At 71.1% G+C, this 21,427-nt stretch carries 18 protein-coding genes; 15 read left to right on the forward strand and 3 right to left on the reverse strand.

Going from position 1 to position 21,427, the window contains the following annotated elements; genetic code table 11:
• The first annotated feature begins 84 nt into the window (after positions 1–84).
• From MMA15_RS21770 to MMA15_RS21805, 8 genes are all read left to right on the forward strand, one after another.
• Positions 85–852 (forward strand): metallophosphoesterase, encoded by a 768-nt coding sequence (locus tag MMA15_RS21770; RefSeq protein WP_241061794.1) that lies wholly within the window; start codon positions 85–87, stop codon positions 850–852.
• Positions 853–1,065: 213 nt separating this feature from the next.
• Positions 1,066–2,979 carry an acyl-CoA dehydrogenase family protein gene (locus MMA15_RS21775; protein WP_241063355.1) on the forward strand — a complete coding sequence of 638 codons (1,914 nt, stop codon included), beginning with the start codon at positions 1,066–1,068 and terminating at the stop codon, positions 2,977–2,979.
• Positions 2,980–3,326: 347 nt separating this feature from the next.
• On the forward strand, positions 3,327–4,580 hold the full coding sequence (dxr, locus tag MMA15_RS21780; RefSeq protein WP_241061795.1) for a 1-deoxy-D-xylulose-5-phosphate reductoisomerase: 1,254 nt from the start codon (positions 3,327–3,329) through the stop codon (positions 4,578–4,580).
• Positions 4,577–5,881 (forward strand): M50 family metallopeptidase, encoded by a 1,305-nt coding sequence (locus tag MMA15_RS21785; RefSeq protein ID WP_241061796.1) that lies wholly within the window; start codon positions 4,577–4,579, stop codon positions 5,879–5,881. Before dxr ends, MMA15_RS21785 begins: the two co-directional genes overlap by 4 nt.
• 246 nt (positions 5,882–6,127) lie before the next feature.
• Positions 6,128–7,291, forward strand: coding sequence for a flavodoxin-dependent (E)-4-hydroxy-3-methylbut-2-enyl-diphosphate synthase (ispG, locus tag MMA15_RS21790; protein ID WP_241061797.1), 1,164 nt, complete (start codon positions 6,128–6,130; stop codon positions 7,289–7,291).
• 325 nt (positions 7,292–7,616) lie between these two features.
• Positions 7,617–8,462, forward strand: a complete 846-nt coding sequence (locus MMA15_RS21795; protein WP_241061798.1) for a GNAT family N-acetyltransferase — start codon at positions 7,617–7,619, stop codon at positions 8,460–8,462.
• Positions 8,463–8,591: 129 nt separating this feature from the next.
• Complete coding sequence (locus MMA15_RS21800; protein ID WP_241061799.1) at positions 8,592–9,164, forward strand: GNAT family N-acetyltransferase; 573 nt, start codon at positions 8,592–8,594, stop codon at positions 9,162–9,164.
• Between the two features lie 196 nt (positions 9,165–9,360).
• Positions 9,361–11,073: a proline--tRNA ligase gene (locus MMA15_RS21805; RefSeq protein ID WP_241061800.1), complete on the forward strand. Its 1,713-nt coding sequence runs from the start codon at positions 9,361–9,363 to the stop codon at positions 11,071–11,073.
• 83 nt (positions 11,074–11,156) lie between these two features.
• Here MMA15_RS21805 and MMA15_RS21810 read toward each other — a convergent pair whose 3' ends face one another.
• From MMA15_RS21810 to MMA15_RS21820, 3 genes are all read right to left on the reverse strand, one after another.
• On the reverse strand, positions 11,157–12,173 hold the full coding sequence (locus MMA15_RS21810; protein ID WP_241061801.1) for an aminoglycoside phosphotransferase family protein: 1,017 nt from the start codon (positions 12,171–12,173) through the stop codon (positions 11,157–11,159).
• Positions 12,174–12,464: 291 nt separating this feature from the next.
• Positions 12,465–12,947, reverse strand: coding sequence for a ferritin-like domain-containing protein (locus MMA15_RS21815; protein ID WP_241061802.1), 483 nt, complete (start codon positions 12,945–12,947; stop codon positions 12,465–12,467).
• Positions 12,944–13,609 (reverse strand): hypothetical protein, encoded by a 666-nt coding sequence (locus tag MMA15_RS21820; protein WP_241061803.1) that lies wholly within the window; start codon positions 13,607–13,609, stop codon positions 12,944–12,946. The genes MMA15_RS21815 and MMA15_RS21820 overlap by 4 nt, the downstream gene beginning before the upstream one ends.
• A 278-nt stretch (positions 13,610–13,887) precedes the next feature.
• Between MMA15_RS21820 and rimP the strand changes: the two genes are divergently transcribed.
• The 7 genes from rimP (at position 13,888) to truB (ending at position 20,938) form a co-directional block, all read left to right on the forward strand.
• A complete protein-coding gene (gene rimP / locus MMA15_RS21825) occupies positions 13,888–14,436 on the forward strand; it encodes a ribosome maturation factor RimP (RefSeq protein WP_241061804.1) in 549 nt (182 codons plus the stop codon).
• Positions 14,437–14,438: 2 nt separating this feature from the next.
• Entirely contained in the window at positions 14,439–15,476 is a 1,038-nt protein-coding gene (nusA, locus tag MMA15_RS21830; protein WP_241061805.1) for a transcription termination factor NusA, read from the forward strand.
• Between the two features lie 61 nt (positions 15,477–15,537).
• Positions 15,538–15,825 carry a YlxR family protein gene (locus MMA15_RS21835; protein WP_241063356.1) on the forward strand — a complete coding sequence of 96 codons (288 nt, stop codon included), beginning with the start codon at positions 15,538–15,540 and terminating at the stop codon, positions 15,823–15,825.
• Between the two features lie 156 nt (positions 15,826–15,981).
• Positions 15,982–19,065, forward strand: a complete 3,084-nt coding sequence (gene infB, locus MMA15_RS21840; protein ID WP_241061806.1) for a translation initiation factor IF-2 — start codon at positions 15,982–15,984, stop codon at positions 19,063–19,065.
• Positions 19,066–19,174: 109 nt separating this feature from the next.
• Positions 19,175–19,471, forward strand: a complete 297-nt coding sequence (locus MMA15_RS21845; RefSeq protein WP_241063357.1) for a DUF503 domain-containing protein — start codon at positions 19,175–19,177, stop codon at positions 19,469–19,471.
• A gap of 15 nt (positions 19,472–19,486) precedes the next feature.
• Positions 19,487–19,933, forward strand: coding sequence for a 30S ribosome-binding factor RbfA (rbfA, locus tag MMA15_RS21850; protein WP_241061807.1), 447 nt, complete (start codon positions 19,487–19,489; stop codon positions 19,931–19,933).
• Between the two features lie 3 nt (positions 19,934–19,936).
• A complete protein-coding gene (gene truB, locus MMA15_RS21855) occupies positions 19,937–20,938 on the forward strand; it encodes a tRNA pseudouridine(55) synthase TruB (RefSeq protein WP_241061808.1) in 1,002 nt (333 codons plus the stop codon).
• The last annotated feature ends 489 nt before the right edge of the window (positions 20,939–21,427 follow it).

The raw sequence follows: 21,427 nt of genomic DNA on the forward strand, positions 1-21,427 counted from the left end.
GCATGCGCAGTGCCGCGTGCGCGCAGAACGAAAGCCGACGGAAGCGAACGGAAGGCCAACGGAGAGGACGGAGGGGAGAGGCAGATGTTCGTCTTCGCCCACATCAGCGACACCCACATCGGCCAGGACCGCGGCGACGGCGGCGCACGCGCCCGCGAGCGCACCGAGCGGGTGCTGCGCGCACTCGACGAACTGCCCGGCGAACTCGACGCCGTGATCCTCACCGGGGACGTCACCGACCACGGCACCCCCGGCGAGTACACGGACGCCCTGAAGCTGATCGACGGCTCCCGGCACGCCCCGCTGCACTGCCCCGGCAACCACGATGTGCGCGGCCCCTACCGTGCCGCCCTGCTCGGCGGCGACAGCGCGGACACCTCGCCCGTCAACCAGCTCCACACGCTGCCCGGCGCCACCTTCGCCATGTGCGACAGCACCATCCCGGGACGCGGCGACGGATACCTGGACGACGCCACCCTCGCCTGGCTCGACGACGCCCTGGCACGGGCGCCGGGGGACCGGCCCGCGTTCGTCTGCTGCCACCATCCGCCGCTGCCGCTGCACGGCCAGTACGTCGACCCCATCCGGCAGTTCGGGGAGGACCGCCTCGCAGCCGTGCTCGCGCGGCACGGACATGTGGCGGCCCTGCTGTGCGGTCACAGCCACACCCCGGCGGTGACGGTCTTCGCCGGTCTGCCGCTCGTCGCGGCACCGGCCGTCGTCTCGACGCTGAGGATGCCGTGGGAGGGCACGGCGGACGGGCCGATCGACTACGAGCTGCCGCCGGTGCTCGCCTACCACGTGTACGACGACGAGGGCCGTCTGACCACGCACTTCCGCGTCGTCCCATGAGCGGGCCGCCCACTGGCCGCGCACCGGACCACGTCCCCGGGCCGCCTCCGGCCGCCGCCGCGCCGCGCCCGCACCGGGTCCCTACCGCGAAGGGCATGCGCAAACTCTGGTACGCATCGGATGAATCGGGTACATACGAGCGAGTAGCACCGGCCGGTAGTGCACGGCGATACAGAGCGTTCCCTGTCCCTACCACGCGGCGAGATGAGTGACATGACTGTCTCCGAGCGCGAAGCCCGAGAAGTAGCCGAGGCCGCACGCGAACAGGACTGGCGCAAGCCCAGCTTCGCCAAGGAAATGTTCCTGGGCCGCTTCCGGCTGGACCTGATCCACCCCCATCCGGAGCCGAATCCCGAGGACGTACGCCGCGGCGAGGAGTTCCTCGCCACGCTCCGCGAGTTCTGCGAGACGAAGATCGACGGCGCCCGCATCGAACGCGAGGACCGCATCCCCGACGAGGTCGTGGCCGGGCTGAAGCAACTGGGCGCGCTGGGCATGAAGGTCGGCCCCGAGTACGGCGGCCTCGGCCTCACGCAGGTCTACTACAACAAGGCGCTGGCCATGATCAGCAGCGCCAGCCCCGCCGTCGGAGCGCTGCTCTCCGCCCACCAGTCGATCGGCGTCCCGCAGCCGCTGAAGCTCTTCGGCACCAAGGAGCAGAAGGACGCGTTCCTGCCGCGCTGCGCCCGCACCGACATCTCGGCGTTCCTGCTCACCGAGCCCGACGTCGGCTCCGACCCGGCACGGCTCGCGACCACGGCCGTACCCGACGGCGACGACTACGTACTCGACGGCGTCAAGCTGTGGACGACGAACGGCGTCGTCGCCGACCTCCTCGTCGTCATGGCACGCGTCCCCAAGTCCGATGGCCACCGCGGCGGCATCACGGCCTTCGTCGTCGAGGGCGGCTCCGAGGGCGTCACCGTGGAGAACCGCAACACCTTCATGGGCCTGCGCGGCCTGGAGAACGGCGTCACCCGCCTCCACCAGGTCCGCGTCCCGGCGGCCAACCGCATCGGCAAGGAGGGCGAAGGGCTCAAGATCGCCCTCACCACCCTCAACACCGGACGGCTCTCCCTCCCGGCCACCTGCGTGGGTGCGGGCAAGTGGTGCCTGAAGGTGGCCCGCGAGTGGGGCGAGGCACGGGTGCAGTGGGGCCGCCCCGTGGCGAAGCACGAGTCGGTCGGCAGCAAGATGTCCTTCATCGCCGCGACGACGTTCGCACTGGAGGCCGTACTCGACCTCGCCAGCCAGATGGCCGACGAGGAGCGCAACGACATCCGCATCGAGGCCGCACTGGCCAAGCTCTACGGCAGCGAGATGGCGTGGCTGATGGCCGACGAACTCGTCCAGATCCGCGGCGGCCGGGGCTTCGAGACCGCCGAGTCCCTCGCGGCACGCGGCGAACGCGGCGTACCCGCCGAGCAGTTGCTGCGCGATCTGCGCATCAACCGCATCTTCGAGGGCTCCACCGAGATCATGCACCTCCTCATCGCACGCGAGGCCGTGGACGCCCATCTGTCCGTGGCGGGCGATCTGATCGACCCGGACAAGACGCTCTCCGACAAGTCCCGCGCCGCCGTGGCCGCGGGCGGCTTCTACGCCCGCTGGCTGCCCAAGCTCGTCGCGGGACCCGGCCAGCTCCCCGGCACCTACGCCGACTTCGGCGAACTCGCCGTGCATCTGCGGTACGTGGAGCGCACCTCGCGCAAGCTGGCACGCTCCACCTTCTACGCCATGTCGCGCTGGCAGGGCCGCATGGAGACCAAGCAGGGCTTCCTCTCCCGCATCGTCGACATCGGCGCGGAGCTGTTCGCGATGAGCGCGGCATGCGTGCGGGCGGACAAGCTCCGCCGGGACGCGCTCAGCAGCGGGCCCGACGGCACGTATCCGTACCAGCTCGCCGACGCGTTCTGCCGTCAGTCGAAGATCCGCGTCGAGGAGCTGTTCGGCAGGCTGTGGAACAACACCGACGACCTGGACCGGAAGGTCGTGAAGGGCATCCTCGGCGGCTCCTACACATGGCTGGAGGAGGGCGTCGTGGACCCCTCGTCCGACGGGCCGTGGATCGCGGAGGCGGCGCCGGGACCGTCCAAGAAGAAGAACGTGCACAGGCGAATCGGCTAGGCGTATCGGCTAGGCGTATCGGCCGGGGCCCCAACTCGCGCCTCCGGCTTGAGAGTTCCGCCGTGCGGTCCTGACCGCGCACGGCCGCGTGGGAGGGGGTGGACGCCCGGTGTACGGCCGCCGTGCGCCGGGCGTCCGCATGCGCGGCCCCGTGGTGTCACTTGATGCGTAAGGGGTCTGCGTGCGCCGGTCCTCTCCTCCGCGCGCCGGTTCCTACGTCCGTACGCGGGCGGCGCCTTTCGGCGGCCACGGACGGCCTGTCACCCCGCTCCCGTACCCGCGAGCCCGCCCGGGAGGGGCACGGAGGCGGTGAACACGGCAGGCCGAGGAGCCGTCAGAATGGGGTCATGACCGAATCCCTCGCTGATCCGCACCTACGGCCCTCCGCCGGCCCGCCCGATGTGCCGGAAGGCCCGCGCGACATCGTGATCCTCGGCTCCACCGGCTCCATCGGCACCCAGGCGGTCGATGTCGTACTGAGCAATCCGGGCCGCTTCCGGGTCACGGGACTGTCCGCCGCGGGGGGCCGGGTGGAACTGCTGGCCGGGCAGGCGCACCGGCTCCAGGTGCGGACCGTGGCCGTGGCTCGCGAGGACAAGGTCGGACAGCTCCGCCAGGCCCTGCGCGCGGAGTACGGACCGGGCGAGCCCATCCCCGAAGTGCTCGCCGGGCCGGACGCGGCGACCGAACTGGCGGGGAGCGAGTGCCACACCGTACTCAACGGCATCACGGGCTCCATCGGCCTCGCGCCCACCCTCGCCGCTCTCGAGGCGGGCAGGATGCTGGCGCTCGCGAACAAGGAGTCGCTGATCGTCGGCGGCCCCCTGGTGCGGGCGCTGGCGGCGCCCGGACAGATCGTGCCCGTCGACTCCGAGCACTCGGCGCTCTTCCAGGCGCTGATGAGCGGCACGCACTCCGAGGTGCGCAAGCTGCTGATCACCGCCTCGGGCGGACCGTTCCGCGGGCGCAGCAAGGCAGCGCTCGCCGACGTCACGCCGAAGGAGGCGCTGGCCCATCCGACCTGGGACATGGGCCCGGTCATCACCGTCAACTCGGCGACTCTCGTCAACAAGGGCCTGGAGGTCATCGAGGCCCATCTCCTCTACGGCGTCCCCTTCGACCGGATCGAGGTCGTGGTGCACCCGCAGTCGGCGGTGCACTCGATGGTGGAGTTCAGCGACGGCTCGACCCTCGCCCAGTGCGGGCCGCCCGACATGCGGCTGCCGATCGCGCTGGGCATCGGCTGGCCGGAGCGGGTGCCGGACGCCGGGCCGGTCTTCGACTGGTCCCGCGCCATGTCGTGGGACTTCTTCCCGCTGGACGCCGACGCGTTCCCCTCGGTGCCCCTCGCCTTCCAGGTCGGCAGCGCGGGAGGCACCGCTCCGGCCGTCTACAACGCCGCGAACGAGGAGTGCGTAGAGGCGTTCTTGAGCGGAAGGCTGCCGTTCCCCGGCATCGTGGATACGGTTGCCGCTGTGGTCGAGGAGCACGGGACGCCCCGCGCGGCGGCGCTGACGCTCGACGATGTCCTCGACGCGGAGAACTGGGCGCGCGAGCGCGCCCGTGAACTGGCGACGGCAGCAGCGGAGGCCCGCGCATGACGACCCTCATGACCATCCTCGGCATAGTCGTCTTCATCGTCGGTCTGCTCTTCTCCATCGCCTGGCACGAGTTGGGGCATCTGTCGACGGCGAAGATGTTCGGCATCAGGGTGCCGCAGTACATGGTCGGCTTCGGCCCGACGATCTTCTCCCGGCGCAGGGGAGACACGGAGTACGGCGTCAAGGCGGTGCCCCTCGGCGGCTACATCCGCATGATCGGCATGTTCCCGCCCGGCGAGGACGGCACCCTGCGAAAGCGTTCGACGTCGCCGTTCCGCGGCATGATCGAGGACGCGAGGGCCGCGGCCTTCGAGGAGCTGCAACCAGGCGACGAGAAGCGCCTCTTCTACACGCGGGCCCCCTGGAAGCGCGTCATCGTGATGTTCGCCGGGCCGTTCATGAACCTGATCCTCGCGGTCGTGATCTTCCTCGTGGTGCTGATGTCCTTCGGCATCAACACCCAGACCACCACGGTCTCCTCCGTCTCCAAGTGCGTCATCCCGGCCTCCGCGAAGACCGACAAGTGCCCCGCGGGGGCGAAGGACTCACCGGCGAAGGCCGCCGGGCTGCTGCCGGGCGACAAGATCGTCGCCTTCGACGGCAAGAGCGTCTCCGAGTGGAGCACCCTCCAGCAGTCGATCCGTGACACCACCGGCCAGGCCACCATCACCGTCCAGCGCGACGGCGCCCGCAAGACGCTCCAGGCCGATCTGATCCCCAACAAGGTCGCCAAGTCCGACGGCCGCGGCGGCTACGTCGAGGGCGAGTACGTGACGGCCGGGTTCCTCGGCTTCACCCCGGCCAGCGGCGTGATCCAGCAGTCGTTCCCGCAGTCCGTCGACCGCATGAGCGACATGATGGCCTCGGGCGTGCAGGCGCTGATCGCCCTTCCGTCGAAGGTCCCCGACCTGTGGAACGCCGCGTTCGACGGCGCCGAGCGCAAGCAGGACTCCCCGATGGGCGTCGTGGGCGCGGCCCGCGTGGGCGGCGAGGTCTTCTCGCTCGACATCCCGCCGACGCAGCGGGTGGCGACGATGCTCTTCCTCGTCGCGGGCTTCAATCTGTCGCTCTTCCTGTTCAACATGCTTCCGTTGCTGCCCCTGGACGGCGGCCACATCGCGGGCGCCCTTTGGGAGTCGGTACGAAGGGCCTTCGCCAAGGTCTTCCGGCGCCCCGACCCCGGCCCGTTCGACGTAGCGAAGCTGATGCCCGTCGCCTACGTCGTCGCCGGGATATTCATCTGCTTCACGCTGCTGGTGCTCGTCGCCGACGTCGTCAATCCCGTACGGCTCGCAGGTTGACCCATATGAGCGGACCGGGTGTGCGCAGTCACCGCGCACGCCGGGTCCGGTCGTGGACGGCCGCCCGCGGAGGGCCCCGGTAGATCACGCTGATGCCGTCCGCGAGGGGTTCCGGTCGGTGTGCACGCTTCGCCCCGCTATCGGATCGCCGATGTGCTCGCAGCGGTGACCGTGCCGTAATCTCGGGTGCCGGAGCCCGCCGATCTCCCGGGACCTCTCCATCCAGACCTTGGGGTTGCACGCCTGATGACAGGGACAGCGATTTCGCTCGGAATGCCGGACGTACCGACGAAGCTCACCGATCGCCGCAAGAGCCGGCAGATCCACGTGGGGCCGGTGGCCGTCGGCGGTGACGCACCGGTGTCCGTACAGTCGATGACCACGACGCGCACGGCCGACATCGGCTCGACGCTCCAGCAGATCGCCGAACTGACGGCGTCCGGCTGCCAGATCGTACGAGTGGCCTGCCCCACGCAGGAGGACGCCGACGCGCTGCCCACCATCGCGCGGAAGTCGCAGATCCCCGTGATCGCGGACATCCACTTCCAGCCGAAGTACGTCTTCGCGGCGATCGACGCGGGCTGCGCTGCCGTACGCGTCAACCCGGGCAACATCAAGCAGTTCGACGACAAGGTCAGGGAGATCGCCCAGGCCGCCTCCGCCGCGGGCACCCCCATCCGCATCGGCGTCAACGCCGGCTCCCTCGACAAGCGGCTGCTGAAGAAGTACGGCAAGGCCACCCCGGAGGCGCTCGTCGAGTCCGCGCTGTGGGAGTGCTCCCTCTTCGAGGAGCACGGCTTCCGCGACATCAAGATCTCGGTCAAGCACAACGACCCCGTGGTCATGATCAACGCCTACCGGCAGCTCGCCGCGCAGTGCGACTATCCGCTGCACCTCGGCGTCACCGAGGCCGGCCCCGCCTTCCAGGGCACCATCAAGTCCTCCGTGGCCTTCGGCGCGCTGCTGGCCGAGGGCATCGGCGACACCATCCGCGTCTCCCTCTCGGCGCCGCCCGCCGAGGAGTGCAAGGTCGGCATCTCGATCCTGGAGTCGCTCGGGCTGCGCCAGCGCCGTCTGGAGATCGTCTCCTGCCCGTCCTGCGGACGCGCCCAGGTGGACGTCTACAAGCTGGCCGACGAGGTCACCGCCGGGCTCGACGGCATGGAGGTCCCGCTGCGCGTCGCCGTCATGGGCTGCGTCGTCAACGGCCCCGGCGAGGCACGCGAGGCGGACCTCGGCGTCGCCTCCGGCAACGGCAAGGGGCAGATCTTCGTCAAGGGCGAGGTCATCAAGACCGTCCCCGAGTCCAAGATCGTCGAGACGCTGATCGAAGAGGCGATGAAGATCGCCGAGCAGATGGAGAAGGACGGCGTCGCCTCCGGCGAACCGCAGGTCGCGGTCGGCGGCTGAGCGGCGGCGCGAGCCACGCACCGGCACGGACAGAGGCGAGGCGCGAGGACGGCCCCGGTAGTCCTGACGCGGCCCCCGGCACGGGGCCTCCGCGGCAACGGACTCCGGGGCCGCCGCATGCCCGGGAACCCGCCGCCGTCCTCACCGGAACCGGTCTCCGCGTGCATCGGATACGCCCAAGAGCCCGTCCGCGCAGGCCGCGAGAGCCCCTGCCGTACGCCCAGAGGCCCACAGGTGAGCACCGCTGCCTGCGGGGTACAGTCGGAAGAGCGCCTTCCCCATCTCCTCCGTCCCCAGGGCATGTCACGGTGAGGCAGCCGACACGTTGTTGACCACCACCTCCACCCGCGTCGTCGAGCCGGACGAACTCGACGACGTGCTCGCGGTGCTGAACCGCGAGCCCGTCAACAACGCCTTCATCGCCTCCCGCGTACACACCGCCGGCCTCGACGCGCTGCGCCTCGGCGGCGAGATGTGGGGCTGGTACCAGCGGGGCCGGCTGAAGTCCCTGTGCTACGCGGGAGCCAATCTCGTACCGCTGTGCGCCGGGCCGGAGGCCGTACGCGCCTTCGCCGAGCGTGCACGGCGGCAGGGGCGGCGCTGCTCGTCCATCGTCGGCCCGGCCGAGCCGACCGCCGCCCTGTGGTCCTGTCTCGAACCGCACTGGGGACCCGCACGCGAGGTCCGCCACCGGCAGCCACTCATGATCACCGACGAGATCCCGAGGAACGTGCGCCCCGACCCCCTGGTGCGCCGCATCCGCAAGGACGAGATGGAGGTCGTGCTGCCCGCCTGCGTGGAGATGTTCACCGAGGAGGTCGGCGTCTCGCCGCTCGCGGGCGACGGCGGCCTGGTCTACCAGTCACGGGTCGCCGAACTCGTAGGCTCAGGACGCTCGTTCGCCCGCGTCGAGAACGGCCGGATCGTCTTCAAGGCCGAGATCGGCGCGGCCACACCGCGTGCCTGCCAGATCCAGGGCGTGTGGGTCGCACCGGATCGTCGTGGCGAGGGGCTGTCGGTCTCCGGGATGGCGGCGGTGCTGCGCTACGCGCTGACCGAGTTCGCGCCGCTGGTCAGCCTGTACGTCAACGACTACAACGACGCCGCGCGGGCCTCGTACAGGAGGGTCGGCTTCCGCGAGGTCGGCTCGTTCATGAGCGTCCTGTTCTGAACCCGCTTGAATCCACTGAACCCCTCCTGACCCACTGCCCGTCCCCAGCCCCGTCGTTCCGGCGGTGGCTTCGCCGGCCGTGGGTGCCATGGCGCGCCACCGTCCCATGACTCCCTGTAGCCTCCCGGCATGCTGCATTCCGCCGGGGGTCCGCCGCCCCAGGACCCCCGCGAGCCCGTCGTAGGTCCGCTCGATCTCGAAGCACACGTGGACGACGCGCTCGCCGTACAGGCCGTGGCCTTCGGACTGAGCGACGACGAGATCGGAGTGCGGCGCCATATCGTCCTGCGCCATCTGAAGTCGCCGGGGGCGCGGGCACTGGGCGCGCGCACTCCCGAGGGCAGGCTCGTCGGTTTCGTCTACGGAATGCCCAACGACCGTTCGCAGTGGTGGTCCACGGTCGTCGCGGGCCCGCTGCGCGCCGCCGGCTACGAGGACTGGCTGGACGACTCCTTCGTCATCACCGAACTCCATGTGCTGCCGCAGTACCAGCGGCGCGGCATCGGGCGGCGGCTGATCACCATGCTCACCGACACCGCCGACGAACCGCGCTCGCTGCTCTCCGCGATCGACACCGACAGCCCCGCCCGCTCCCTGTACCACCGCCTCGGCTACCGGGACCTCGCACGCGACGTGCACTTTCCGAGCGCGCCGAGCCCGTACGCCGTCATGGGCGCCTGGCTGCCGCTGCCCCGACCCTGAGGCGGAAAGCCCCCTGGCCCGGCCGGGGGCGGTGGACAGTGGGGCCCGTCGGTAAGGAATCGCATTTCCTTGCCGTGTGCGGAGCCGGATAGTCTCGTCTCCAGTCCTCAGTCCTCAGTCCTCATGCGGCAGTTCCGTCCGCTCAGGCACCGCATCCTTCAAACCCGCATCTTTCGATCACCGCACGGAGAATTCCATGGCAGCCCGAGTCCAGCGTTTGTCCCGTTCGATGCTGAAGACGCTGCGCGATGCCCCGGCCGATGCCGAGACCGTCAGTCACAAGCTGCTGGTCCGCGCCGGATATGTGCGCCGCGCCGCCGCCGGTATCTGGACGTGGCTGCCGCTGGGCCTGACCGTCCTGGAGAACGTCACCCGGGTCGTACGCGAGGAGATGGACGCCATCGGCGCTCAGGAGGTGCTGCTCCCCGCGCTGCTGCCGAAGGAGCCCTACGAGATCTCCGGGCGCTACGAGGAGTACGGCGACCTGCTCTTCCGCCTGGAGGACCGCAAGGGCGCCGCGTATCTGCTCGGCCCCACGCACGAGGAGATCTTCACCCAGGTCGTCAAGGACCAGTGCACGTCCTACAAGGACCTGCCGGTGACGCTCTACCAGATCCAGACGAAGTACCGCGACGAGGCCCGTCCCCGCTCCGGCATCCTCCGCGGCCGCGAGTTCACCATGAAGGACGCCTACTCCTTCGACCTCAGCGACGAGGGCCTCGCCGAGTCGTACGCCCAGGAACGCAAGGCCTACCAGCGCATCTTCGAGCGTCTCGGCCTCGACTACCGCATCGTCTCCGCGGTCTCGGGCGCGATGGGCGGCTCGGCCTCCGAGGAGTTCCTGGCACCCGCCGCGGCGGGCGAGGACACGTACGCGCAGTGCCCGTCATGCGGCTTCGCGGCCAACACCGAGGCCATGACCGTGCCCGTCGTGCCCGTGGAGTCCTCCGGCCACCCGCCCGCTGAGGACCTCGACACCCCGGACACCCCGACCATCGAGACGCTCGCCGGATATCTGGGCGTGCCCGCCTCGGCCACGCTGAAGAACCTGCTGGTGAAGATCGACGGCGAGATCGCCGCGGTCGGCGTCCCCGGCGACCGCGACGTGGACCTCGGCAAGCTCGCGGAGCATCTCGCGCCCGCCGAGGTCGAGTTGGTCACCGCCGAGGACTTCACCGACCGTCCCGACCTCGTACGCGGCTACGTCGGCCCGCAGAACGGCATGGCGGGCAAGGCGTTCCGCTACATCGCCGACCCCCGCGTCGCACCCGGCACCGAGTGGGTCACCGGCGCCAACAAGCCCGACAAGCACGCCCGTCACGTGGTGTGCGGCCGTGACTTCGAGGTCGACGACTATCTCGACGTGGTCGTGGTCCAGCCCGGCGACCCCTGCCCGCGCTGCGGCTCGGGCATCGAGCTCGACAGGGCGATCGAAATCGGCCACATTTTCCAGCTCGGCCGCAAGTACGCCGACGCCTTCGAGCTGGACGTACTCGGCCAGGACGGCAAGCCCGTGCGCGTGACGATGGGTTCGTACGGGATCGGCGTCACGCGTGCGGTGGCGGCGCTGGCCGAGCAGACCGCGGACGAGCAGGGCCTGTGCTGGCCGAGGGAGATCGCACCGGCCGACGTCCATGTCGTCGCGGCGGGCAAGGCGTTGCAGACGGAGACGGCCCTGGAGGTCGCCGACAAGCTGGGCGCCGCCGGGGTGCGGGTGATCGTGGACGACCGCGCCGGCGTCTCGCCCGGTGTGAAGTTCACGGACGCGGAACTGATCGGCGTCCCCACCATCCTGATCGTGGGCCGTGGCGCGAAGGACGGCATCGTGGAGCTGAAGGACCGCCGCAGCGGCGAGCGCGAGGAACTGACGGTGGCCGACGCGGTCGCGCGGCTGTCGGCCGCAGGCTGAGGACGGCGGAAGGCGAACGCGCCCGGTCCGCGCCGCGGGGCGGGGCCCTGGCCTCCGTCAGACCTCGTCCTCGTCGGCGCGGATCACAGCCAGCCCGCGAACTCCAGCAGCAGCTCGCCGTCTTGGCGGCTGCCGCCGCTGATGTGCCGCACCCCGGACTCCACCGCACGGTAGAGCGACCAGCCACGCAGCCGCTCACGGTCCACTTCCAGGGAGTCGGCGAGCTTGTGCAGCCGGCGCCGCGTCGCCGAGGCGGCGCCGGGCGAGGCCACCAGATCGTGCAGCCGGTCCCGTACGAGCCGCGCCAGGTCGTACGTACGCTCGCCCAGCAGCGGGTCCGGCCCTGTCGCCAGCCACGGGGCGCGTCCGGAGTCGGCCGCGAGAACGGCGCCCTGACGGAAGTCGCCGTGCAGCAGCACCAGTTCGGGAGGGTCCGCCAGCAGGGCGTCCCGCAGCTCCAGCGCCTCGTCGCGCAGCGGACGCACCTCCTCCGGCGTCGCTGACGAACGCAGGAACGCGCTGCTCGCCTCCGTGTGCTCGGCGACGGTCGGCAGACCTGCCGCCGCCGGACCCGTCACGGCGGGCGGACCGCCTCCCCGGCCGTCGTCGCCGTCGGCCGAGGGCCCGCCCGGAGGCGAGATCCACAGCCGCCGCACCGCCGAGGCCGCCTCCAGCATGGCCTTCGCCTCCGGCAGCGAACGCAGCGACATCTCGCCGTGCAGCCGCTCCAGCAGCAGCGCGCCCTCACCGGCGTCCGAGCGCAGCAGCCGTACGGCGCCACGGCCGTCCCAGTGCGTGAGCGCGGCGGCCTCCCGCTCGGTACGCTCCCGTGTGCCGGAGACGTAGGGGGCGAGCAGCTTGAGCGCCGCCGGTCCGCCGTCGGCCTGCCTCACGAGCATCACGAGGCTGCTGCGGCCCCCGGGCGAGACCACCCGCTCCGCCATCAGCTCCCACTCCTCCAGCACCCGCTTCAGCAGCGACGGCAGCTCCGCGAGCCACGCCTCACCGGCCTCGCCCATCGCCTCGCCCGCGTGCCCGCGCTGCGAGCCGAGGGTGCGCACAAGCCGCTGCGGAGGATCGAGAGGCAGTGCAGAAGGCATGCGGTGAAGGGGACCTTTCCGTACGGCGGACAGCGGACGTGGACCGCGCTGGGGGACGTGCGGTGCGGTGCGATGCGTGCGGTCATGTGGTGCGGATCGGTGTGGAACTGTGCTGCTGCCCTGAGGGCGGGCGCCGCGAAGCGCTGTGGGCGTCGTGCGTTGCTGCGGTGCAGTGCGGTGCAGTGCGGTGCGGTGCGGTGCGGTGTCTGCGGATGTTGCTGGCGGTGCGTTACGAACGCGCTCGCCGGTCCGCTCCTGGGGACGGTTGCTCGGGACGGTTCCTGGGACAGGTCAGAGCGAACCGGACGTCGTCTCACCCGGCGTCGGCGACCCCGAGGCCGCCGGACCGTCCGAGGCGGAGTGCTCGGAGAGACCAGGGAAGGCTACGCTCCCGCCCCGCCAGCGCGCCGACCGGACCGCCGCCTCGCGCAGCGCCCCCGCCGCCTCGCGCCTGCGGGCGCCCTGCCCGGCACGTACGAGATCCGCGTAGACCCCGGCCAGACGGTCCTCCAACTCCGCCGCGAGCCGCACCGCGGCGGCGCTGTCCGGCACCGCGAACGGCAGGGCGTAGGCGGCGGCGGCCGGTTCCGGTTCGCCGCCCAGGTCGCGTACTTCGCGGCGCAGCGCGTCACGGCGGGCACGGTGCGCGTCGTAGGCGTCACGTGCCTCGTCCTGACGTGAGGACTCGATACGGCCGCCGACCACCCCGTAGCCGTAGACCGCCGCGTGCTCCGCGGCGAGGGCCGCCTGCACGGCGTCGACCAGCTTCCTCATGTGCCGTCGCCCTCTCCGTCCTCGCCGTCCGCGTCAGGCACGTCCCCTGCGCCGAGCAGATACGCGTGTGCGGCGCCCGCCGCTGCGAGGGACGCCAGCAGACGTGCCGTCTCCGGCGGCGCCTTCATCAGCGCCGCGGTACGGGCCGCGGCCGTACGCCGTTCCGCGTCGCCCAGCGAGGCGAGCGCCGCCTTCTCGTCGCCGGGCACCCGCGGCCTTCGCTGCTCGCCGTGCTTGTCGGCCGTGCCGCCGTCGCCGCGACCGCCGCCGTCGCTTCCCCGTCCGTGCCTGCCCCTGCCGGCGCCGTGGTTCTTCTCGTCGTCGCCGCTGAGGACCTCCGCGTGCCGCATCGTGGCCTCGCGCAGCGGGCGGATCCGGTCGGCGAGGGAGGAGTGGGTGTCGGCTGTGGCGTCGTATCGGGCCAGCAGATCGAGGCTCTGCCGGGTCGCCTCCCGGCGAAGCCGCTTGTCCGCGGCGGTCGCCTGCGCGGCGTCCGCGTCGCTGCCGTCGGCCGAGCAGCCCGTGAGCACCGCGCCCACCGGCACCGCGGTCGTCGCCGCCGCGGCGATACGGCCCACCGCCGCGAAGGGCCCCAGCGCGCCCAGCGTCCCGGCGACCATCGACCGTCTGCGCGGGCCCGGCGGCGACGGCGTGAGCGGCATGGGGGCTCCCTGATCAGCGTGGGGATCGCGGGGTACAGCGCGGCGGGCACCGCGTGCGGTGATCACCGCCCCGTGAGGGTACCCGCGTGCCTTCGAACGCCTCGACGGGCCACCCTCACTGGCCCATCAATACCCGTACGTCCCCGACATCCCGCCCGGATCGCCCGTCTGGTCGGCGGTGCACGCGGCAGACGTTAGGCTTGGACCGGTACACGCCCACGTCAACTCCCCAGTGCAGGCACCCCTACAACAGCACACGCGGCCGAGGAGTCACCCGGATGAGCACCACCCAGAACGAGAGGCTGCGCGAACTGCTGGAGCCGCTCGTGAGCGACAAGGGGCTGGATCTCGAAGAGATCGAGGTGACCCCCGCCGGCAAGAGGCGGGTGCTCCGCGTCGTGGTCGACTCCGACGAAGGAGTCCTGCTGGACACCTGCGCCGAGTTGAGCCGCACGCTCTCCGAAGTCCTCGACGAGTCGGACACCATGGGCGGCGCCCCGTACGTGCTGGAAGTGACCTCACCCGGAGCCGACCGGCCCCTGACCGAACCGCGCCACTTCCGCCGCGCCCGCGGACGGCTGGTGAAGGCCGACCTCACCGAGACCGCCGGCGGCGGCGAGGTGACGGCGCGCATCGCGGGCGTGGACGCCACGGGGATCGACCTGGAGGTCCCCGGCGTGAAGGGCCGCAGGCCCACATCCCGGAGGCTCGGCTTCGAGGACATCGCGAAGGCCCGGGTGGAGATCGAGTTCAATCGCAAGGCCGCCGAGAAGCGAGCACAGGACGAGTCCGCGGCCGCTGACGACGAAGGCAAGGAGGAGGCGTAGCCGTGGACATCGACATGAGCGCCCTGCGCGGGCTGGTGAGGGAGAAGGAGATCTCGCTCGATCTGCTGGTCGAGGCGATCGAGTCCGCCCTCCTCATCGCCTACCACCGCACCGAGGGCAGCCGACGCGACGCCCGCGTCGAGCTGGACCGCAAGACCGGCCATGTGACGGTCTGGGCGAAGGAGAGCCCGTCCGAACTCGAAGAGGGCGCCGAGCCGCGGGAGTTCGACGACACACCCTCCGGCTTCGGCCGCATCGCCGCCACCACCGCGAAGCAGGTCATCCTCCAGCGGCTGCGTGACGCCGAGGAGGAGGTCACCTTCGGCGAGTACGCGGGCCGTGAGGGCGACGTCGTCGCCGGAGTGGTCCAGCAGGGCAAGGACCCCAAGAGCGTGCTCGTCGACATCGGCAAGCTGGAGGCGATCCTTCCGCCGCAGGAGCAGGTCCCGGGCGAGGACTACTCGCACGGCACCCGGCTGCGTACCTACGTCGTACGTGTGGCGAAGGGCGTGCGCGGGCCTTCGGTGACCCTGTCGCGTACCCATCCGAACCTGGTCAAGAAGCTCTTCGAGCTGGAGGTCCCGGAGATCGCGGACGGTTCGGTCGAGATCGCCGCCATCGCTCGCGAGGCAGGCCACCGTACGAAGATCGCGGTGCGCTCCACACGTTCCGGACTGAACGCCAAGGGCGCGTGCATCGGCCCGATGGGCGGCCGGGTGCGCAACGTCATGGCCGAACTGCACGGCGAGAAGATCGACATCGTCGACTGGTCCGAGGACCCCGCGGATCTGGTCGCCCACGCGCTCTCCCCGGCGCGTGTGAACCAGGTCGAGATCATCGATCTGGCGGCACGGTCGGCGCGCGTGACGGTGCCCGACTACCAGCTCTCGCTCGCCATCGGCAAGGAAGGCCAGAACGCCCGTCTCGCCGCACGGCTCACCGGCTGGCGCATCGACATCCGCCCGGACACCGCGGAGGGCGGCGAGGTCGTCTCCGCCGATCCCGAGGCGGCGCCCGGACACGCTGCCGAACAGGGCTGAAACCAGCAGGGTGCCGATCACCCCCGGACGGGCGTGACGGTGCGGGGAGGTAGACTTGACGGTGTCTGGCCGGACGCGAGTCCGAGCATGCCCACAGCGCACATGCGTGGGCTGTCGGAAGCGCTCGGACAAACCCGATCTGCTGCGTGTGGTGCTGAGCGGGGGCCGTTGCGTCCCTGATCTTCGCGGTACGCTCCCCGGCCGGGGCGCGTATCTGCATCCCACGTCGGCTTGCCTCGACCAGGCTGTCCGCCGACGGGCGTTCAACAGGGCCTTCCGCGGCCCGGGGCCGTTCGACGTGGCAGAGCTGCGGCAGCAGGTGGAGCAGATCGAGCAGGCGGAACCGTAAGACAGTCCGTTCGGAACCCTCCGTTCGGAGAGGTACCTCGCGAGTCGGAAGTAGGTCGAGATTGCGATGAGCACTCGATGAGTACGCGATGAGTACGCCCATGCATAAGTAGCGAAGGTCCGGCGGCGGATGGCCCCCCGGACCGTAAGGAGCGAAGTGGCTAAGGTCCGGGTATATGAGCTCGCCAAGGAGCTCGGAGTCGAGAGCAAGGTCGTCATGGCCAAGCTCAACGAACTGGGCGAATTCGTTCGCTCGGCGTCCTCGACGATCGAGGCGCCGGTAGTACGCAAGTTGACCGACGCGTTCGACGCGGGCGGTGGTGCCGGCGCAGCCTCCGGTGCCAAGAAGTCCGCGGCGAAGCCCGCGGCGCCGAAGAAGGCCGCCGCGCCCAAGCCCGGCGGCGCTGCCGCCCCCAAGCCCGGTGGTGCCGCTCCCAAGCCCGGCGCGGGAGCCGCGAAGACGGGCCAGTCCAAGGCCGCCCCCAAGCCCGGTGCCCCGAAGCCGGGTCCCGAGGCGCCCGTCACGCCCGCTGCCGCGTCCGGCGGTGAGCCCGGCGGCCCCGTGACTCCGGCCGCCCCGGCGTCCGGGCAGACGCAGGCACCCAAGCCGGGAACCCCCAAGCCGGGTCCGGCCAAGCCCGAGTTCTCGGGGTCCGCCGGTGCGGCCGAAGCCGCGCCGAAGCCCGGCGCCGCCGCCCCCAAGCCGGGGCAGGCGCCCAAGCCCGGCCAGGCCGCACCGAAGCCCGGCCAGTCCGGCCGCGGCGGCCAGAGCACGCGTCCCGGTCAGGGCGCACCCAAGCCGGGTGCCCGTCCGTCCGGTCCGCGTCCGGGCAACAACCCCTTCACGTCCGGTGGTTCCACCGGTATGGCGCGCCCGCAGGCGCCCCGTCCCGGCGGTGCCCCCAAGCCCGGCCAGCCCCCGAAGCCCGGTCAGGGCCAGGGCGGTCCGCGTCCGCAGGCTCCGGGCGGCCGTGCCACTCCCGGCAACATGCCGCGCCCGCAGGGCGGCGGCCAGGGCGGTCCCCGCCCCGGTGGCGGCGGCGGTGGCAACAGGCCCAACCCGGGCATGATGCCGCAGCGTCCGGCTGCCGCTCCGCGTCCCGGTCCGGGCCGCGGCGGCGGTCCCGGCGGCGGTCCGCGTCCCGGCGGCGGCGGTGGTCGTCCCGGCGGCGGTGGCGGCGGCTTCGGCGGTCGTCCCGGTGGCGGCGGCGGTGGCCGTCCCGGCGGCGGTGGCGGCGGCTTCGGCGGTCGTCCCGGCGGCGGTGGCCGTCCCGGTTTCGCCGGTCGTCCCGGCGGTCCCGGCGGCCGCGGCGGTACGCAGGGCGCGTTCGGCCGTCCCGGCGGTCCCGCGCGCCGTGGCCGCAAGTCGAAGCGGCAGCGCCGCCAGGAGTACGAGCAGATGCAGGCGCCGTCGGTCGGCGGCGTGATGCTTCCGCGCGGCAAGGGCGAGACCGTACGGCTCTCGCGCGGTGCCTCGCTCACGGACTTCGCGGAGAAGATCAACGCCAACCCGGCTTCGCTGGTGCAGGTGATGTTCAACCTGGGCGAGATGGTCACCGCCACGCAGTCCGTCTCCGACGAGACGCTGAGCCTGCTCGGCGAGGAGATGAACTACGTCGTCCAGATCGTCAGCCCGGAGGAGGAGGACCGCGAGCTTCTCGAGTCCTTCGACATCGAGTTCGGCGAGGACGAGGGCGGCGAGAAGGCGCTCATGCCGCGTCCGCCGGTCGTGACCGTCATGGGTCACGTCGACCACGGCAAGACGCGTCTGCTGGACGCCATCCGCAAGACGAACGTCATCGCGGGCGAGGCCGGCGGCATCACCCAGCACATCGGTGCCTACCAGGCCTCCACCGAGGTCAACGACGAGGAGCGCAAGCTCACCTTCATCGACACCCCCGGTCACGAGGCGTTCACCGCCATGCGTGCCCGCGGCGCCAAGTCGACGGACATCGCGATCCTCGTGGTCGCGGCCAACGACGGCGTGATGCCGCAGACGGTCGAGGCGCTCAACCACGCCAAGGCCGCCGAGGTGCCGATCGTCGTCGCCGTCAACAAGATCGACGTCGAGGGCGCCGACCCGACGAAGGTGCGCGGTCAGCTCACCGAGTACGGGCTGGTCGCGGAGGAGTACGGCGGCGACACCATGTTCGTCGACATCTCCGCCAAGCAGGGCGAGAACATCGACGCGCTGCTGGAGGCGGTCGTACTCACCGCGGACGCCGCCCTCGACCTGCGGGCCAACCCCGACCAGGACGCGCAGGGCATCGCGATCGAGGCCCACCTCGACCGCGGTCGCGGCGCCGTGGCCACCGTGCTGGTGCAGCGCGGCACGCTCCGCGTCGGCGACACCATGGTCGTGGGCGACGCCTACGGCAGGGTCCGCGCGATGCTCGACGACAAGGGCGAGAACATCAAGGAAGCGGGTCCCGCGACCCCCGTCCTCGTACTGGGCCTGACGAACGTCCCCGGTGCCGGCGACAACTTCCTGGTGGTCGAGGAGGACCGTACGGCCCGTCAGATCGCCGAGAAGCGCGCGGCCCGGGAGCGCAACGCCGCATTCGCCAAGCGCACCCGCAGGGTCTCCCTGGAGGACCTGGACAAGGTGCTCAAGGCGGGCGAGGTGCAGCAGCTCAACCTCATCATCAAGGGCGACGCGTCCGGTTCGGTCGAGGCACTGGAGTCCTCGCTGATGCAGCTCGACGTCGGCGAAGAGGTCGATCTGCGCATCCTGCACCGCGGCGTCGGTGCGGTCACCGAGACCGACATCGACCTGGCGACCGGTTCGGACGCCATCGTCATCGGCTTCAACGTCCGCGCCGAGGGCCGGGCGACGCAGATGGCGGAGCGCGAGGGCGTCGACGTCCGCTACTACTCGGTGATCTACCAGGTCATCGAGGAGATCGAGGCGGCCCTGAAGGGCATGCTCAAGCCGGAGTACGAAGAGGTCGAGCTGGGCACCGCGGAGATCCGCGAGGTCTTCCGCTCCTCCAAGCTCGGCAACATCGCGGGTGTCATCATCCGTTCCGGCGAGGTCAGGCGGAACTCCAAGGCCCGCGTCGTGCGCGACGGCAAGGTCGTGGCGGAGAACCTCAACATCGAGGGCCTGCGCCGCTTCAAGGACGACGTCACCGAGATCCGTGACGGTTTCGAGGGCGGTATCAACCTCGGGAACTTCAACGACATCAAGGTCGACGACGTCATCGCCACGTACGAGATGCGGGAGAAGCCCCGCGGCTGAGGCGGCGGCCCGGATTCCGGGCACCGCGTCAGGCTCGTAGCCGTACCGGGGCCGGTCGGTGGAGGAAACTCCGTCGATCGGCCCCGGCGGCATCTTCTACGATCTCCGGGTGTATGTGGGGACTCTTTCGATCGACCTGCTGCTGGGCGACGTGCGTTCGCTCAAGCAGAAGCGCTCCGTCGTACGCCCGATCGTCGCCGAACTTCAGCGGAAGTACGGCGTGAGCGTGGCCGAGGTCGCGGAGCAGGATCTCTACCGCCGCACCAGGATCGGGCTGGCGGCGGTCTCGGGGGACGCGGGCCACGTGACGGACGTCCTGGACCGGTGCGAGCGGCTCGTCGCCGCACGCCCGGAAGTGGAACTGCTGTCTGTACGGCGGCGGTTCCACGGAGAAGAAGACGATTAGCGAGGAGACGGACCAGTGGCCGACAATGCACGGGCGAAGAGGCTCGCAGACCTCATCCGTGAGGTGGTCGCGGAGAAGCTGCACCGGGGGATCAAGGACCCGCGGCTCGGCACACATGTGACCGTCACGGACACCCGCGTCACCGGCGATCTGCGGGAGGCGACGGTCTTCTACACCGTCTACGGCGACGACGAGGACCGCAAGGCGGCGGCAGCGGGGCTGGAGAGCGCGAAGGGCGTGCTGCGCACCGCCGTCGGTGCGGCGGCGGGAGTGAAGCACACTCCGAGCCTCACCTTCGTCGCGGACGCCCTTCCGGAGAACGCCCGTACCATCGACGACCTTCTCGCACGCGCCAGGGCCTCGGACGAGGAGGTCCGCAAGGCCTCTTCCGGCGCCGACTACGCGGGCGGGGCCGACCCCTACCGCAAGCCGGGCGAGGGCGAACAGGCCGAGGACGAATGACCCGTGGCGCGTAAGAAGGACCAGGAGCCGGGCGGGCTCGTCGTCGTCGACAAGCCCGCTGGCTTCACGTCGCACGACGTCGTCGCGAAGCTGCGCGGCATGGCCCGCACCCGGCGGGTCGGGCATGCGGGGACGCTGGACCCGATGGCCACGGGCGTGCTCGTCATCGGTACGGGGAAGACCACACGGCTGCTCGGCCATCTCGCCCTCACGGACAAGGAGTACGTCGCCACGGTCAGGCTCGGGCAGACGACCGTGACCGACGACGCGGAGGGCGAAGTCACCGGCGCCAAGGGCGCGTCGGGCATCACGGGCGGCGACCTCGAAGCCGCCGTGGGGCGGCTCACGGGGCGCATCAGTCAGGTGCCCTCGAAGGTGAGCGCGGTGAAGGTCGACGGCAGACGCTCCTATCAGCGGGTGCGCGAAGGCGAGGACGTTCAGCTCGCCGCCCGGGAGATCACCGTCTCCGCCTTCGACGTGCACGAAGTACGACGTGAGCAGCGGGCGGAGGACGGCACGGAGGTCGTCGACGTGCTCGTCTCGGTCGTGTGCTCCTCCGGCACCTACGTGCGGGCACTCGCCCGCGACCTGGGCGAACTCCTCGGTACGGGCGGGCACTTGACGGCGCTGCGGCGCACCAGGGTCGGGCCTTACCGGCTGGAGGACGCCCGGTCGCCGGAGGAGCTTCAGAGCGAGGTCGACAGCGGCAGGGGGGTTCCGCTGGTGCCGCTGGGGGAGGCCGCGGCGGCGGCTTTCCCACGCTGGGACGTCGACGCGGAACAGGCGCGGATGATCGGCAACGGGGTGCAACTTCGTGTGCCCGCAGGGGAGTTGGCGGGGACGACGGGGGAGGCCGCAGGGGAACGCGGCGTGGTTGTGAGTGGCACCGTGGCCGGCGAAGCCGAGGCGCCGGGGCCCGTTGCGGTGTTCGATCCGGAGGGGCGACTGGTTGCGCTCGTGGAGGAGCGCGGGGGGCGGGTCAAGAGTCTCGCGGTGTTCGTCTGACGGGGGCGGGGCGGCGTGGGGTGGGCGCTGAGCGGAGGTGGCGGGCGCCGGGCGCCGGGCCGCCGGGCGCAGGTGTCAGGTGACAGGTGACAGATAACGGATGACGGTTAAGCGCTGACCATGGACGGATGACAGATGTGGACATCTGTCATCCGTCATTTGTTGTCCGTCATCCGTCATCCGTCATCTGCCGTCTGTTATCTGCAACTTGACGTCGGTCATCTGTTATCTGTCATCGGCCAGTCGTCACCCGACACCTGTCACGCGGCACCCGCCCCCCGACACCTGTCAGCGCTCAGGCGGCCTCCTTCGGGCCTGCTCCAGCTAAAGCCGTCGTCGCCCCCTCACCCCGCGACGCACTCACTCGCCCCCGTCACCCGCCGAAGTTGCGTGGTTCGCGCGAGAGGTCGTCCTCTCGCGCCTATTGACACTCTCGATCGACGACGATGACGCTGTTATTGCGTAGAGCACGCAGGGATGGCGAACGAA

The organism is Streptomyces marispadix, from assembly GCF_022524345.1.
In the GTDB taxonomy this organism is placed as follows: Bacteria; Actinomycetota; Actinomycetes; order Streptomycetales; family Streptomycetaceae; genus Streptomyces; species Streptomyces marispadix.